Annotated in this window: 11 protein-coding genes; 6 read left to right on the top strand and 5 right to left on the bottom strand. The window is 58.0% G+C overall.

What is annotated here, in order from left to right; genetic code table 11:
- The first annotated feature begins 248 nt into the window (after window positions 1–248).
- Window positions 249–1,025, top strand: coding sequence for a DUF4225 domain-containing protein (locus tag HF675_RS00845; RefSeq protein WP_160029554.1), 777 nt, complete (start codon window positions 249–251; stop codon window positions 1,023–1,025).
- Window positions 1,025–1,306, top strand: a complete 282-nt coding sequence (locus HF675_RS00840; protein WP_105233001.1) for a hypothetical protein — start codon at window positions 1,025–1,027, stop codon at window positions 1,304–1,306. Before HF675_RS00845 ends, HF675_RS00840 begins: the two co-directional genes overlap by 1 nt.
- Before the next feature lie 73 nt (window positions 1,307–1,379).
- On the opposite strand, the gene HF675_RS00835 is transcribed toward HF675_RS00840, so the two are convergent.
- Window positions 1,380–1,796: an ASCH domain-containing protein gene (locus HF675_RS00835; RefSeq protein ID WP_187043920.1), complete on the bottom strand. Its 417-nt coding sequence runs from the start codon at window positions 1,794–1,796 to the stop codon at window positions 1,380–1,382.
- Window positions 1,797–1,922: 126 nt separating this feature from the next.
- Between HF675_RS00835 and HF675_RS00830 the strand changes: the two genes are divergently transcribed.
- Complete coding sequence (locus HF675_RS00830; RefSeq protein WP_105233003.1) at window positions 1,923–2,765, top strand: 23S rRNA (adenine(2030)-N(6))-methyltransferase RlmJ; 843 nt, start codon at window positions 1,923–1,925, stop codon at window positions 2,763–2,765.
- Between the two features lie 132 nt (window positions 2,766–2,897).
- A complete protein-coding gene (gorA, locus tag HF675_RS00825; RefSeq protein ID WP_105233004.1) occupies window positions 2,898–4,250 on the top strand; it encodes a glutathione-disulfide reductase in 1,353 nt (450 codons plus the stop codon).
- 11 nt (window positions 4,251–4,261) lie between these two features.
- Here gorA and HF675_RS00820 read toward each other — a convergent pair whose 3' ends face one another.
- Window positions 4,262–4,411, bottom strand: a complete 150-nt coding sequence (locus HF675_RS00820; protein WP_158684855.1) for a hypothetical protein — start codon at window positions 4,409–4,411, stop codon at window positions 4,262–4,264.
- Window positions 4,412–4,671: 260 nt separating this feature from the next.
- On the opposite strand from HF675_RS00820, the gene HF675_RS00815 reads away from it, so the two are divergent.
- Window positions 4,672–5,166 carry a molybdopterin-dependent oxidoreductase gene (locus tag HF675_RS00815; protein ID WP_105233005.1) on the top strand — a complete coding sequence of 165 codons (495 nt, stop codon included), beginning with the start codon at window positions 4,672–4,674 and terminating at the stop codon, window positions 5,164–5,166.
- Window positions 5,163–6,947 (top strand): ATP-binding protein, encoded by a 1,785-nt coding sequence (locus HF675_RS00810; protein WP_187043919.1) that lies wholly within the window; start codon window positions 5,163–5,165, stop codon window positions 6,945–6,947. The genes HF675_RS00815 and HF675_RS00810 overlap by 4 nt, the downstream gene beginning before the upstream one ends.
- Here HF675_RS00810 and HF675_RS00805 read toward each other — a convergent pair.
- The 3 genes from HF675_RS00805 to HF675_RS00795 form a co-directional block, all read right to left on the bottom strand.
- A complete protein-coding gene (locus HF675_RS00805; RefSeq protein WP_111737933.1) occupies window positions 6,937–7,788 on the bottom strand; it encodes a helix-turn-helix domain-containing protein in 852 nt (283 codons plus the stop codon). The two genes, HF675_RS00810 and HF675_RS00805, sit on opposite strands and share 11 nt — an antisense overlap.
- A 446-nt stretch (window positions 7,789–8,234) precedes the next feature.
- Window positions 8,235–11,297: an autotransporter outer membrane beta-barrel domain-containing protein gene (locus tag HF675_RS00800; RefSeq protein WP_187043918.1), complete on the bottom strand. Its 3,063-nt coding sequence runs from the start codon at window positions 11,295–11,297 to the stop codon at window positions 8,235–8,237.
- Window positions 11,298–11,390: 93 nt separating this feature from the next.
- Entirely contained in the window at window positions 11,391–14,495 is a 3,105-nt protein-coding gene (locus tag HF675_RS00795) for an autotransporter outer membrane beta-barrel domain-containing protein (protein WP_187043917.1), read from the bottom strand.
- Window positions 14,496–14,557 lie beyond the last annotated feature (62 nt).

The raw sequence follows: 14,557 nt of genomic DNA, 5'->3' as shown, positions 1-14,557 counted from the left end.
GCCACGCCTGGCCGGCCTGAAAATGCGTGTGTAAGGATTAACATGGTGCCAGACGGCAGGAAAATCAATGGCAGGGCCAATAGTGAGACGATTTATTCACCCATTTTTTAACTTTCATATGCCAATATCCTCTGCCACAGCTTGGTTCCCCCCTAACCGAGACTTCATCAGGTATTTTATACATTGCTCACCATGTTATGATTAGTTATGTTGCTCACAATGTTATAGAGGACCACTTAGGGAAAATTATGGATAATCCACTAGGTTTTAATCAAAGGCTCAATAGTTATTCACAAGTAATGGCACGCCAACACGGCCGTTCATTACTCGAATTATCTAATAGGGTGAGTCGTGACTTCATAAAAGATAATACGTTAGCAAATAAATTCAGACACGAAATATTATGCTTTGTGAATAATAAAATTGAAAAGTGTCAAGAATCAGGTAAAGCTTCAACTCTTGCCATACAAGAGTTGAAGCAAGAGTATCACGCGTTACAACAACAGGAAAACATGCTTAGGGCTAATAAAGTTACGCCCTACGCTGTGATGAAAAAGAAATTTGATGGCAATTCATCAAAATATGTCTTAGCAGGGATTGGTCTTCTATCAGGTATAGGGCAGATAATTCTAGGAATAGGACTAGATTGGACCGGCGTCGCCGTTGTTCCTGGCACATTATTGATGGTCAATGGTATCAACAATGTTTATGAAAATGCTCACATATTGTTTTTAGGAAAAAATGTCATAGGTCCTGCCCGAATAGCTTACCGGGCTTCCGCATCTTTCTTTGGGTATGATGAGGATAAAGCAGATATTGTATATGGTGGAGTAGATTTGCTCCTTTCTGGGTATGGAGCATTGAGAATGTCTCTGAAGCCGGAAGCTTGGCGTTTATTTAACTATATAAATACAGATTATGTTAGAGCATGGCGAAACATGGGAAAAGGTGCCATGGGTTTAGAAATCGCAGCTGATGGCGCCACAATAGAAACAATTTATCATAAAGGCTCAGGGGGTCATTAATGTGGTTTTACTACATTCTTTCAGCATTAGTCGCCTTGTTTTTTCTTAGCATAAAGCTGAAATACAGGCCCACGGACAACAAATTACCCGCGACAATACTCATGATAGTGGGCTGGGTATTGGCCACCTGGCAATTCATAATATTTGCCAATGGCAGAGCTTTATTTATTACAGATTCAACTCAATGGATCAGTGATAACTGGCTTCTGCGCTACTCCGCATTAGCATTTGCGATCATACATATCATCGCCACGTTTGAGTTTAAAGCGAAAAAACGCTAATACATTTGCCGTCGATAAGGCTGGCGACACATGTCAGCCTCGCGATGCACACGCCGCCCGAGTACAGCCTTGTTCATTCCCCCTCAAGAACCGCCACCCGATCAAACTCCTCAAACACCAGCCACATATCCGGCGCAAAGGTGCCTTCGCGGGTGAAAAACGCCTGATGCCCCTGGCGCCAGCAGGCCAGGCTTTTATCCCCTTCTCCCTCTTTTGCTGCCAGCTCGGCGCTGACGTCGCAGTAACGGATCAGCAAAAGCGAACGCGTGCGGATCACGCAGCGCGCCTCGCCCCTGCCGTCCAGAATCACGCTGTAGTCGCCGACCAGCGGCGCTTTCTCCTGCCGGTAGGCAACGTAAGAACTGCAGGTTGCCGTTTTCTCTCCCGCGATTACCAGCTGCAGCAGTTCATCCGCCAGCTGCGGGCTGTCGCCGAACGCCCAGCGCAATGCGTCGGGATATTGCTCCAATATGTTCTGTTTACTCGTCATTCCTGGCTTCCCTCATTGGCTGACAATGCATTTCACTTTTTCCCCTGCGAACAGTTTATACTGTGTGCAGATGACTGCCTTATCGAGCACGCTCCGCAGACGGAGCACAAGGAATTACCAAACGCCATGCTAAGTTACCGCCACAGTTTTCACGCCGGCAACCACGCCGACGTGCTGAAGCACACCGTTCAGAGCCTGATCATTGAGTCGCTGAAAGAAAAAGAGAAACCGTTCCTGTATTTGGATACCCACTCCGGCGCGGGGCGCTATCAGCTGAGCGGCGAACACGCCGAACGCACCGGTGAATATCTGGAAGGCATCGGCCTGCTGTGGCAACGCGACGATCTGCCGGCAGAGCTGGAGGCCTATATGGGCGTGGTGCAGCACCTGAACCGCAGCGGATCGCTGCGTTATTATCCGGGATCGCCGCTGATCGCCCGTCAGCTGCTGCGCCCGCAGGACAAGATCCACCTGACCGAGCTGCACCCGAGCGATTTCCCGCTGCTGCGCGGCGAATTCCAGAAAGACGAACGCGCCAAGGTGCAGCGCGCAGACGGCTATCAGCAGCTGAAATCGCAGCTGCCGCCGCCGTCGCGCCGTGGTCTGATCCTGATGGACCCACCGTATGAAATGAAAACCGACTATCAGGACGTGGTGAAAGGCATCCAGGAAGGCTATAAACGCTTCGCTACCGGCACCTATGCGCTGTGGTATCCGGTGGTGCTGCGCCAGCAGATCAAACGCCTGCTGAAAGAGTTGGAGGCCACCGGCATCCGCCGCATTCTGCAAATCGAGCTGGCGGTGAAACCGGACAGCGATCAGCGCGGCATGACCGCCTCCGGCATGATTGTGATCAACCCGCCGTGGAAGCTGGAGCAGCAGATGCAGAACGTACTGCCGTGGCTGCACAAAACGCTGGTGCCGTCCGGCATCGGCCACCATCTGGTCAATTGGGTGGTGCCGGAGTAACCGGTCGCCGCAGGCGCGCACGCCGCGCCTGCGTCCACGCCTATCACAGCCATCGACGCAATCTTTGCGACAAACCCACCTCAGGCGTTAAACTCTATCCTCTTCAATTTACACAACTCATGGAAAACCCAGATGACGAAACATTACGATTATCTAGCAATTGGCGGCGGCAGCGGCGGTATCGCATCGATCAACCGGGCAGCCATGTATGGCCAGAAATGTGCGCTGATTGAGGCCAAAGAACTTGGCGGCACCTGCGTCAACGTGGGTTGTGTACCGAAAAAAGTGATGTGGCATGCGGCGCAGATCGCCGAGGCGATTCACCAGTACGGCCCGGACTACGGCTTTGACACCACGGTCAACGCGTTTGACTGGAAAAAGCTGGTCGCCAACCGTACCGCCTATATCGACCGTATCCACAACTCGTACGACAACGTGCTGGGCAAAAACAAGGTCGACGTGATCAAGGGCTTCGCCCGCTTTATCGACGCGCATACCGTGGAAGTCAACGGCGAGCAAATCACCGCCGACCATATTCTGATCGCCACCGGCGGTCGCCCGAGCCACCCTGACATTCCGGGCGCGGAATACGGTATCGACTCCGACGGCTTCTTTGAACTCGACGAGATGCCAAAACGCGTCGCCGTGGTGGGCGCCGGCTATATCGCCGTTGAGATCGCCGGCGTGATGAACGCGTTGGGCGCGGAAACTCACCTGTTCGTGCGTAAGCACGCGCCGCTGCGCAGCTTCGATCCGCTGATCGTCGAGACGCTGGTGGAAGTGATGAACACCGAAGGGCCAAGCCTGCACACCGAATCGGTGCCAAAAGCGGTAGTGAAAAATGCCGACGGCAGCCTGACCCTGCAGCTGGAAAACGGCAGCGAATTTACCGTCGACAGCCTGGTCTGGGCGATCGGCCGCGAACCGGCGACCGATAACCTGAACCTGGCAGTGACCGGCGTGCAGACCAATGACCGGGGCTACATCAACGTCGACCAGTTCCAGAACACCAACGTACCGGGCATCTACGCCGTCGGCGACAACACCGGCGCGGTTGAACTGACGCCGGTCGCCGTGGCCGCCGGCCGCCGCCTGTCCGAGCGCCTGTTCAACAACAAGCCGAACGAGCACCTGGACTACAGCAATATCCCGACCGTGGTGTTCAGCCACCCGCCGATCGGCACCATCGGCCTGAGCGAGCCGGAAGCGAAGGAAAAATATGGCGAAGACAGCGTGAAGGTGTACAAATCCTCCTTTACCGCCATGTACAGCGCCGTGACCCAGCACCGCCAGCCTTGCCGTATGAAGCTGGTCTGCGTGGGCGAGAATGAGAAGATCGTCGGCGTGCACGGCATCGGCTTCGGTATGGACGAGATCCTGCAGGGCTTTGCGGTCGCCGTGAAGATGGGCGCCACCAAGCAGGACTTCGACAATACGGTGGCCATCCACCCAACGGCGGCGGAAGAGTTCGTCACCATGCGCTAAGCCCCTGCGGTTTAGCCCTGCATCAAGGCCGGTTGCCCATCGCAACCGGCTTTTTTTGTCCCGGCCGCCTGCCCGCCCGCGTGCGATACTTTCCAATGCGTAAAGTTTTCATACCGCGCAAACCGGCGGTAGCACAGCGATTCCGCCAGCGCTGCCGTCATTACAGCCGCCCGTCGTACCGCTGGCCTGCCAGACGTTCTGCGGCGTAATCCGCGCTAAACACCACGACTACGCATCGAAATGCCGGGAACATGTGATATTCTTGTCTCAATCGCCACGTGCTATTCCCGGTTAACGGGAAGATTTGCCGGCCCGGGCTGCCTCTGCATCAGCCGCCTGAATAATTCGCGGTTTTCTGTCACTGTTTAGCCTGCTAAATTTATCTCTTGGCCCCTTGCCTTTCATTGCGGAGAAATTCCCGATGCTGTCGACCCTGATCAGAACCCTTACCCTGGCGCTCTTCGCCCTGATCGCCACCCAAACCTCCGCGTTAAGTTTTACTCTGGAAGTTTCTGGCAATATCAGCCATTTCACCGATACGGCCAACAAACGCTATGTGTTTAGCGACCAGGATCTGTTCGCCATGCCGGTCAACTCGATTTCCACCTCCACCTCGTGGACGCCGCGGCGTAAATTCGACGGCGTAGCGGTTGCGGACATCCTGAAAAAAGTGGGCGCCAAGGGGCAGACGCTGTCGATGCATGCGCTGAACGACTATTACATCGATATTCCGCTGTCCGACGTGGAGAAATACAACATTATCCTGGCCTATAAAATGGACGGGGAAATGTTGAAGATCCGCAACTTCGGCCCGCTGTTTCTGGTTTATCCACGCGATGAAAGCGGCCCGGAGTTAAATTCGCCGCTGTATAACTCGCGCTTTATCTGGCAGGTCAACAGGATCGTGATTAAATGAAGCTGACCCAGTTCAAGAACGGCAGCCGGCTGGCGATTCCGGCCATTTTCGCCGCCCTGTTCATTGTGGCTTCCACCATCACCCTGTATTACTACAGCGCCACGCTGTCGAAAAAGGGGTTGTACGCCATCGCCGGTACGCAGGAAAACTACTCGTGGTCGATCGCGAAGTTCTCCATCAAGCTGGCGGAGTTCGAAACCTATGTGGAACAGCTGAAGAATGCGCCCAAGGTGGATATCGACGCGTTAAGGCTCAGGTTCGAAATTCTCTATTCGCGCTTTTACGTGCTGGAGACCGTATCGGAATCCACCCAGCCGCTGTACCGCGAAGCCGGCTATCCCGAGGTGATTAAGCAGATGGTGGCGCAAATGAATCAGCTCGACCATCTGATCAGCGCCTCTCCGCCGAACCTGCAGGAAATTACCCAGTCCATGCAGCAGATGAAGCCGTTTGCGGTCAAGATGGCCAACCTGGCCGACCATGCGGAAGTGAAGCAGCGCACCGTCGCCTACAACGACTATATTGAGAAGCGCCATATTATTTTCTACGGCCTGGTGATCATCATGTTCTCGGTGATTGCGCTGGTCGCCATTACGCTGATAGTCCTGCGCCAGCAGCGCATTACCATTCAGCAGCAGGCCAAGGCCATCGAGGCGGAAAAAGCCACGCACTCGAAAAACGCCTTCCTCGGCGCTATCGGCCATGAGCTGCGTACCTCGCTGCAGAGCATTATGTCCGCCATTGACGTATTGATGAATACCAATGTGTCCACCGAGCACGTTGATACCTTCCAGCGGCTGGAAACCGCCGCACAGCAGATTGAAACCCAGATGAAGGATTTGACCGACTACGCGCATCTGGACAGCGGCATGATGGAACTGCGCATTATGCCGTTCAATGCTGAGCAACTGATTCAGCAAACCACCGATGAAGTCGGCATGCTGATGAGCAAAGAGCAGATCACATTGTTGTGCGAGGTCGACTTCAGCCACGCGCAAATGTATTCCGATCCGCTGCGCATCCGCCAGATTCTGGTCAATCTGCTGACCAACGCCTTCAAATACACCGAAAGCGGCACCATCACCGTGCACGGCTGCCTGCGTCGCCAAACCGGCGGCAATGCGCTGATGTTGGAAGTGACCGATACCGGTATCGGGATGGAAGAGGAAAAGCTGGGGCAGATATTCCAGCCGTTTACCCAGTTGGATCAGTCGAATACCAAACAGTACGGCGGCGTCGGCATGGGGCTGGCGATCGTACGCGGCCTGGTCGCGCTGCTGCAGGGCACCGTTACCGTTTACAGCGAACAGGGAAAAGGCAGCACCTTTATCGTCAGCATTCCGGTGGAAGTCAGCGAAGATCAGACGGAAGAAGAGGCGCAGCCGCAGGCGCTGTCCGATATGGCGATGAAAGAACAGCAGGTGCTGGTAGTGGACGACAACAGATCGGTGGGAGAAGCCTTCGCCGCCCTGCTGGATAAACTGGGCTATCAGCACGAGCTGTGCGATTCATCAGAGCGCGCGCTGCAAAAGCTGCTGCGCCGGCCTTACGATGTGCTGTTGCTGGATTTACAAATGCCGGGTATCGACGGCGCGGCGCTGGCGAAAAAGCTGCGCGGCCAACGCGGCCCCAACCGCCATATTCCGATTATCGGCATCAGCGCCCAGACGCCGGAGCTGCTGACGCTGGAGCAACGCGCGCTGTTTGATGATTACCTGATAAAACCCGTGCGGCTGGAAGCGCTGTCCACCGCACTGTCCGCCCTGTTCCTTAAAGGTTAAAACAGCGCTGCAGCGCGGCTTCAATCACATGCAGCCGCACCGGTTTTTCATACGGGCCAAGCACGTCATAATCGCGCATTGCCTTGGCGATTTCTGACTCGCGCAGCCCGGTGCCCAGTTGGCCGGTCAATACCAATACCGGCGCATCCGGGTTATCGGAGGCGCGAATTGCTTCGATGCACTGCTCAGAGGTTTCCTGCCCGATCAGCCAGTCAACCACGTAACCGTCGAACAGGCTGCGGCTCAGCGCCTGTTTGAACGTCTGAACATCGTAAAAAGCAACGGCGTTAAAACCGCGGCTGTTCAGGTATTTGGCCAGTTCATCCGCCGCCTGATGCGAATCATCCAGCACCGCGATGCTTAACCGCTCATCGTCGACATTCGTCGGACGAATCTCGATCAGCTCCACGCAATAGCGGCTGCCGGCCGGCGCCTCATCGGCCCGGTAAATCACCCACTTTTCGTCTTCCTGCTGCGCGACATATTCAGAAAAACGCCCGCCGCTGACTTCGCTGCCGATGTATGCCACGCAAGGAATCGTCATCCCGGCCGGCGAAAAGATGGCATCTCGTGCAATAGTTTGCGCAGGAGGCTCATTCTCCACGTTGATATCCACAATGGCCGCCGGCGTTTCGTCCAGCGCCGCCGCGACGCTGTTGATCTGTTCCAGCGTCCAGGGGCTCTGCCCTTTCAGCTTGCGGTGGGCATGGGAAAAACTTAGCGCCAGAATACGGCTAAGCTCCTTTGCTTGCTGACGTTTACCGATCCCGTGATGAAGAAAGAGTTCTCTGACCCGGTTTGCAATCGACTGCGAATCGAATTTTTGATGATTGTTATCCATTTTTTCCTTCGATTTTTTCTAATTTTTCAGTCGCTTTGACATGTTATCGTGTTCGAACATCATTCAATATTAGCATCATATGCAAGATTAATCTCAAACATTGCTTGACACACCATGTTTTATAGTCAAACATGGTATCAAAAGCTACACACAGCAACACACTATAAAAATAAAACACCAGTACTTATAACCATAACGACACCAGGGAAACTCGTTCAGGTTGCCGGTTCTAAAATACAGTATGCATTAGGACAACGGCACACCGTTCAGAGTAAAAGCCTTTATCGCTAATAATAAAGATGTACCCCCCATTGAACCGGCTCCCATCAGGGGGCCGTTTTTTTATGGGATTTTACCGGTAGGAGAGGAGATTAGGGCAACTTTTCTGCGGAAAAAAACAGGATCGCCGTTGGCGACCCTGTTTTTAAGGATGGATATGCCTGGGATCAGAAGCGCCAGGTGAAACCGGCGTTGACGCTGTTGTCCTGATGACGGTCCGACAGCAACCCGCCGTAGCCCAGCGACAGCGACGCATTCTGGCTCACCGCCACGTCCGCGCTGGCCTTCAGCAGCAGGCCGTCGCGCGATACCGGCACGCTGTTGCTGACGAACGCCGCATCACCGCCGCGGAACTTCAGCCCGGTGCCGCGCTCCAGTTCACCATACTGATGCTGCCAGCCCGCCTCACCGCGCAGCGTCACCGCCGTTTCACGGCTCAGCTGCCACTGATGGTCCGCACGCAGGCCCAGCGTCGACACCGTGGCGTCCGTGTGCTGCTTGTCACCGTGCAGTGCCGCTGCGCCGCCGTCTTCGCTGATGCCGTTGTTCTGGAAGTTGATGTACGCCAGATTGGCGAACGGCTCCAGGTTCACCCATTCGCCCTGCACGCTATAGCCCGCTTCCGCGAACAGCTGCTCGGTGCGCGCGCTGTATTTCGCCGTCGCGCGGTCCGACTGCAGCCCGTAATTCACCGAGCGCGCCGTATCAAACCGGTGCCAGGTGTAAGACCCACCGGCACGCAGCGCCAAATCGCCGTACTGTTTGCTGCCGTATACCGCCAGGTGGTAGTTGTCGCTGTCCGCATTCGAGCCGTAGCCGCCGTCCAGCGAGGTGCGGGTATAGCCGGTCGCCACACCCAGACGCCAGTCGTCGTAGGCCGAATCCAGACCCAGCAGCACCCCGTAGGTCGAGGCCTGATAGCCAGTGGCGTTCACGTCGCCCGACGCATGGTCCCATGCCCCGACAAACTGCGCCCACGCGCCGCCGTCATCCGCCTTGATGTCCTGCGACGTCGCCAGCCCTTCCGCCTGACGCAGGCGGCTGTTCAGCGCATCACGCAGGTAACGGCTGTCGTTCACCTGCGCCGAGGCGATATCCGCGTGGATCTGCCCCGACAGCTGGCGGAACGCCTGCCGCGCCTGCCCGGCGCTGCCGGAGGCCAGAATGCTTTCATACACCGGGTTGCCCGCCGCCAGCGCATCCGCCGCCGTCGCCACCGCTCGCTCGTTCTGCGTGGCCGCCACGCTGGCGAACGCGGTGTCGTTACGCGCCACGTCCGCCGTCAGCCGGTTGCCCTGCGTGGACAGCGTGGCCGCCAGGAACGGCGAAGTGGTTGTCGCGCCGTCAAACTGGCCGCTGATCCCCTGCTGCGCCTGTAAAATGTCATACTGGCCGATGGCGCTGCCGCCGGCGTCGCCGTTCAGTACGTTCTGCTGATCCAGCAGCATCGCCACTTCGCCGCCGTCGATCTGCGCCGATCCGCCGCTGACGATCCGATCGCTGCTGCCGTCCGCCGCTGCTTCCACCGCGTAGCGCGAGCCGGCGGCAAAGGTCACGTCGTTGGTGACGTTCAGCGTGCCGATCGAGTTGCCCGGCGCCACGGTAGCGCCGGCGTTGGCGGTGAGTGAACCGATACGGCCCGAGCCGCCGAGCGCCCCGCCGTTCCCTACCGTCACGTCCGACACCAGCGTGCCGTTCACCGCCAGCAGCCCCTGATTGACCAGCGTCGGCCCGCTGTAGCTGTTATTACCGGTCAGGTATAACGAACCGGCGCCCTCTTTGGTCAGGCCGCCATGGCCGGAAATATCGTTCGAATAGACTTCCAGACCACAATGTACATCGTCGCAGATACGCTGATAGCGCGTGCCGCTATCCACTTCCGCCCCCACGCCCGGAATGTTGGCGACAAACTGCGTCGGGCCATAGGCCACGCCATCGGCATCGGGAATGCGGAACGCTTCCGGGATATCCTGCTCGGTGTAGAACATCCCCGGCCCGTTAATCGCCTTGCCGAGGTTAATCATCCCCCAGCCGTACAGCGCGTCAATACCGGGTGCTCCCATATCGGTGGCGGTGGTTTTCAACACATCGGCAATTTGCGCCGTCGACAGGTAAGGGAAACGCTGCAGCAATACGGCAACCGCGCCGGTCACGTGCGGCGTCGCCATCGAGGTACCGTTTTTATTGCCGTAGTCCGACGTCAGCTGCTGTGGATCGGAACCGTTGGCCACCGCGCTGTAAATTTTGCTGCCCGGAGACGCAACGCAGAAGCTGGCGGTGTAACCACAGCGGGATGAGAAGGAACTGAGGGTGTAAGGCACGCTATTGGCCGAGGCATCATCCTGCGCCACGCTGGCGACGGTCAGCCAGTTCGGCGCAATATCCGGCACAAAATAGCCCAACCCGCTGATGACGTCCGGCTGGTTGTAGTTACCGTCGTTGCCCGCGGCAAACAGCACCAGAATATTGTGGCGTGCGGCATCGATCGCCCCCTGATAGCCCGCGCCGGCCAGGCTGCCCAGCAGCGGCTTCACCTGATTGAACTGCTCTTGCGCATCATGGAATTCAAAATGCAGCGCATCCGGATCCTTACCGCCGTCGGACAAGAAATCCGGAATGCTGACGCCCCAGCTGTTATTAATCACCCGTACACCGCTTTCGATCATCGCCTGCCAGCCGGCGTTGGTTACCGCGCCGTCCAGCCCCAGAAACTCGCCGTAGGCCGGACCGTCATTGTCGTTGTCCACGCTGATAATCTGCGAATCAAACGCCACGCCGTGCATCCCCGCACCGTCGCGGTTGGCGGCAGCGATCCCCGCCACATGCACACCGTGATTGCTCAGCGTCTCGCCGTTGTAGAAATGGAAACTGCCGTCGAAATAGAACGGATCGCCGGCGTTAATACCCGGCCGGTGGGGATCGGTATAGGCGCGAATGCCCTGCGTTACCACATTGATCAACTTGCCGTCGCCGGCAAACTCGGGATGCTGGTTATACACTGGCGTATCCAGAATTCCCACTTTTTGTCCTTTGCCGGTGTAGCCGGCAGCGTAGGCCTGGTCGGCATGAATCGCCCCCAGCCCCCAGTCGGCGTTAAACTCGTCGCTGCGCCAGCTGGCCGGGTCTCCGACTTTCCCCTCGTTTGCCTGTACGCTGCCTGCAGCTAACAGTGAACACAGTAAGGCATTCAGTTTCCATGTCGGCTTTTTCTTTCCTGTAAATGCTTTCATTCCCGTTACCTTTGATATTTGTTCTGCACGTCACATGGGAAATCGGGCCGCCCGAACGGGCGGCCCTGAGTTTAAGGATGGATAGGCATGAGATCAGAAACGCCAGGTGAAGCCGGCGTTGACGCTGTTGTCCTGATGACGGTCCGACAGCAACCCGCCGTAGCCCAGCGACAGCGACGCGTTCTGGCTCACCGCCACGTCGGCGCTGGCCTTCAGCAGCAAGCCGTCGCGCGATACCGGCACGCTGTTGCTGACGAACGCCGCATTACCGCCGCGGAACTTCAGCCCGGTGCCGCGCTCCAGTTCACCATACTGATGCTGCCAGCCCGCCTCACCGCGCAGCGTCACCGCCGTTTCACGGCTCAGCTGCCACTGATGGTCCGCACGCAGGCCCAGCGTCGACACCGTGGCGTCCGTGTGCTGCTTGTCACCGTGCAGTGCCGCTGCGCCGCCGTCTTCGCTGATGCCGTTGTTCTGGAAGTTGATGTACGCCAGATTGGCGAACGGCTCCAGGTTCACCCATTCGCCCTGCACGCTGTAGCCCGCTTCCGCGAACAGCTGCTCGGTGCGCGCGCTGTATTTCGCCGTCGCGCGGTCCGACTGCAGCCCGTAGTTCACCGAGCGCGCCGTATCAAACCGGTGCCAGGTGTAAGACCCACCGGCACGCAGCGCCAAATCGCCGTACTGTTTGCTGCCGTATACCGCCAGGTGGTAGTTGTCGCTGTCCGCATTCGAGCCGTAGCCGCCGTCCAGCGAGGTGCGGGTATAGCCGGTCGCCACACCCAGACGCCAGTCGTCGTAGGCCGAATCCAGACCCAGCAGCACCCCGTAGGTCGAGGCCTGATAGCCGGTGGCGTTCACGTCGCCCGACGCATGGTCCCATGCCCCGACAAACTGCGCCCACGCACCGCCGTCATCCGCCTTGATGTCCTGCGACGTCGCCAGCCCTTCCGCCTGACGCAGGCGGCTGTTCAGCGCATCGCGCAGGTAACGGCTGTCGTTCACCTGCGCCGAGGCGATATCCGCGTGGATCTGCCCCGACAGCTGGCGGAACGCCTGCCGCGCCTGCCCGGCGCTGCCGGAGGCCAGAATGCTTTCATACACCGGGTTGCCCGCCGCCAGCGCATCCGCCGCCGTCGCCACCGCTCGCTCGTTCTGCGTGGCCGCCACGCTGGCGAACGCGGTGTCGTTACGCGCCACGTCCGCCGTCAGCCGGTTGCCCTGCGTGGACAGCGTGGCCGCCAGGAACGGCGAAGTGGTTGTCGCGCCGTCAAACTGGCCGCTGATACCCTGCTGCGCCTGTAAAATGTCATACTGGCCGATGGCGCTGCCGCCGGCGTCGCCGTTCAGTACGTTCTGCTGATCCAGCAGCATCGCCACTTCACCGCCGTCGATCTGCGCCGATCCGCCGCTGACGATCCGATCGCTGCTGCCGTCCGCCGCCGCTTCCACCGCGTAGCGCGAGCCGGCGGCAAAGGTCACGTCGTTGGTGACGTTCAGCGTGCCGATCGAGTTGCCCGGCGCCACGGTGGCGCCGGCGTTGGCGGTGAGTGAACCGATACGGCCCGAGCCGCCGAGCGCCCCGCCGTTCCCTACCGTCACGTCCGACACCAGCGTGCCGTTCACCGCCAGCAGCCCCTGATTGACCAGCGTCGGTCCGCTGTAGCTGTTGTCGCCGGTCAGCACCAGCGTGCCGATGCCCTGCTTGGTCAGGCCGCCGTGGCCAGAGATATCATTGCTCCAGATATCCAGGCCGCAATGGACGTCATCACACACCCGTTCAGTCGGTTTGCCCCGATCGAGCACCGCGCCGACGCCGGGCAGGTCGACGACGAACGGACCTGAACCATAGGCCACGCCTTTTTCATCCGGCACGCGAAATGCTTCCGGAATATCCTGCTCGGTGTAGAACATCCCCGGCCCGTTAATCGCCTTGCCGAGGTTAATCATCCCCCAGCCGTACAGCGCATCAATACCGGGATCGCCCATATCGGTGGCGGTGGTTTTCAGCACCGATGCCACCTGCGCGCCGGTCATATACGGGAAGCGCTCCATCAGCACCGCGATGCTGCCGGCAACGTGCGGCGCGGCCATTGAGGTGCCGCTGTACTTGGCGTAACCGGTGGTCAGATTGTCCGGGGTCGTACCCTCAATGACCGAACTGTATACCTTCGTCCCTGGTGCCGAAACGCAGAAACTGGCGGTGTAACCGCAGCGGGAAGAGAAGGTGCTGATAGCATAATCGCCCGTGCCGTCAGGATCCTGCAGGCTGGCGACCGACAGCCAGTTAGGCGCGATATCCGGCACAAAATAGGCCAGTCCGGCCATGGCATCGGGGTTATTCAGGTTATCGTCATTGCCGGCGGCAAAGATGGTGACGATACCGCTGCGCGCCGCGTCAATCGCCCCCTGATAGGCGCCGCCCGGTTTGGTGCCCAGAATCTGTTTGATCTGCTCGAACTGTTTACGCGCATCGTCGACGGTAAAGTGGGGATAGGCCGGATCGGATCCGCCCTCGGCAAACTTATCGGTGATGCCGATCCCCCAGCTGTTATTGATAATCCTTGCGCCGCTGGCGATCAACGCATCCCAGCCGGCCTTGTATACCGCCCCGTCATTGCCGAGAATAATGCCGTCTTCCGGGCCAGGGTCGCCGTTCTCCGCGCTGATGATTTGCGCATTGAAGGCCACGCCGTGCATTTCTCCGCCGTCACGGTTACCGGCGGCAATACCGCCGACGTGCGTACCGTGTGAACCTAACTCGCCGTCCGACCCTACGCTCGGCGTCCCGTCATAGCGGAAGTCGTCCCCTTTCTTGACCGGAATATAAGGGTCGGTATATTCGCGCACCCCTTGGGTCACCAGGTTGATCACTTTGTCCTGGCTGGCAAACTCCGGGTGCTGGGCATAAACCGGCTGATCGAATATTCCCAGCTTGACGCCTTTACCGGTGTAACCGGCGGCGTAAGCCTGGTCGGCATGAATCGCCCCCAGCCCCCATTCGGCATTAAATTCATTACTACGCCAGCTGGCCGCATCGCCTGGCCGACCATTTTCCACATAGGAGGCGGCCTGCGCCCCGCTGCCAATCACCGCTAAAAAACAGGCGATGGCGCTTAATTGCATACGCTGCTTCACCGGTGCGGTATACGCCGTCGGCGCCCGCACCGGTTTATTCTCTTTACGTTTACTGTCCATCCCAGATACCGTCCATTGTTGTTTGCAAATGTTTTATTGGTTTTATGTGTTACGTTTCTGTA

Source organism: Serratia sp. JUb9 (genome assembly GCF_014298095.1).
Taxonomy (GTDB): domain Bacteria; phylum Pseudomonadota; class Gammaproteobacteria; order Enterobacterales; family Enterobacteriaceae; genus Serratia_B; species Serratia_B rhizosphaerae.
This window is presented reverse-complemented; position numbering and strand designations above follow the sequence as displayed.

Bases quoted from the DNA above. Each gene is read 5' to 3' on its own strand.
- HF675_RS00845 (WP_160029554.1), top strand. From the start codon at position 249: ATGGATAATCCACTAGGTTTTAATCAAAGGCTCAATAGTTATTCACAA.
- HF675_RS00840 (WP_105233001.1), top strand. From the start codon at position 1,025: ATGTGGTTTTACTACATTCTTTCAGCATTAGTCGCCTTGTTTTTTCTT.
- HF675_RS00835 (WP_187043920.1), bottom strand. From the start codon at position 1,796: ATGACGAGTAAACAGAACATATTGGAGCAATATCCCGACGCATTGCGC.
- HF675_RS00830 (WP_105233003.1), top strand. From the start codon at position 1,923: ATGCTAAGTTACCGCCACAGTTTTCACGCCGGCAACCACGCCGACGTG.
- gorA (WP_105233004.1), top strand. From the start codon at position 2,898: ATGACGAAACATTACGATTATCTAGCAATTGGCGGCGGCAGCGGCGGT.
- HF675_RS00820 (WP_158684855.1), bottom strand. From the start codon at position 4,411: ATGACGGCAGCGCTGGCGGAATCGCTGTGCTACCGCCGGTTTGCGCGG.
- HF675_RS00815 (WP_105233005.1), top strand. From the start codon at position 4,672: ATGCTGTCGACCCTGATCAGAACCCTTACCCTGGCGCTCTTCGCCCTG.
- HF675_RS00810 (WP_187043919.1), top strand. From the start codon at position 5,163: ATGAAGCTGACCCAGTTCAAGAACGGCAGCCGGCTGGCGATTCCGGCC.
- HF675_RS00805 (WP_111737933.1), bottom strand. From the start codon at position 7,788: ATGGATAACAATCATCAAAAATTCGATTCGCAGTCGATTGCAAACCGG.
- HF675_RS00800 (WP_187043918.1), bottom strand. From the start codon at position 11,297: ATGAAAGCATTTACAGGAAAGAAAAAGCCGACATGGAAACTGAATGCC.
- HF675_RS00795 (WP_187043917.1), bottom strand. From the start codon at position 14,495: ATGGACAGTAAACGTAAAGAGAATAAACCGGTGCGGGCGCCGACGGCG.